This window comes from Vibrio sp. 1288, assembly GCF_033344475.1.
Genome location: NZ_JAWPOX010000282.1, coordinates 1 through 864 on the forward strand (window position 1 = coordinate 1; position 864 = coordinate 864).

The window sequence follows — 864 nt, forward strand, 5'->3', positions numbered from 1 at the left end:
AACTCGCGACCGTGATTCAAGACTATCGTACTGGCACGCTGCCATTGCTCGCGCCACTAACATTAATTAAACACTATCTAAATGCTTATCCAGATGAATATCTGCAAAAACAGAAGTTTTTAGAGCCATACCCGCAGGAGATGAGATTACGCTATGGTTTGTAGTTCAGAAGAAAAACTATACGCAATTCGAGATGTTGCAGAGATTACGGGCGTTAAGCCTGTGACGCTGAGAGCTTGGCAAAGACGCTATAACCTAATCCAACCGCAAAGAACGGAAAAAGGGCATCGCTTATATTGCCAGCAAGATCTCGATACGATTCGTGAAATTCAAGGTTGGTTATCCAAAGGCATTGCGATCGGCAAAGTGAAAGGACTGCTCGGCCAATCGGATGTAGAAATCAGTGCAGAAAACCATACGCTTGAAGAAGTGGAAACCGTACTGTCTGCGTTGTCGCAACTCAATCGTGGCAAAACGGAAAGCGTCCTTTCATCGGTATTGAAAGAGTACCCGCTCAACTTAGTCGTAGATCAGTTTATCAATCCTGTGTTCGAAGCATTGGATTTGGTTAAGGGCTCGCTGCGCTCGTTGCAGATGGGATTGTTCCAAACCTGTTTAATCACGCGTTTGGCATTGGTGATCGATTCTGAAAACAAAGCATCTACTAAGGGGAAATGTCTGTTGATCAGCTTTGAACAAAGTCGAGATGCAGAAAGTTGGATTCAGGCGGCGAAGTTGTGTGAGCAAGGTTACCACATCACCTTAATCGACAAGGTGGACGACGTTTCTGGCTTGGTGGATCACGACGTGATTGAACGCTACCAGCGTGTTTATGTGTTCTCGAATAAAGCGCTACCTGCCAAG

The 864-nt window shown here is 45.5% G+C and carries 2 protein-coding genes; both read left to right on the forward strand.

Annotated features, from left to right (window positions below):
• Positions 1-164 (forward strand): DUF1722 domain-containing protein (locus R8O11_RS26235; protein WP_318194743.1); only part of this gene is annotated, 164 nt, incomplete at its 5' end.
• A partial coding sequence (locus R8O11_RS26240; RefSeq protein ID WP_318194742.1) for a MerR family transcriptional regulator occupies positions 154-864 on the forward strand: 711 nt, incomplete at its 3' end. The genes R8O11_RS26235 and R8O11_RS26240, both read left to right, overlap by 11 nt.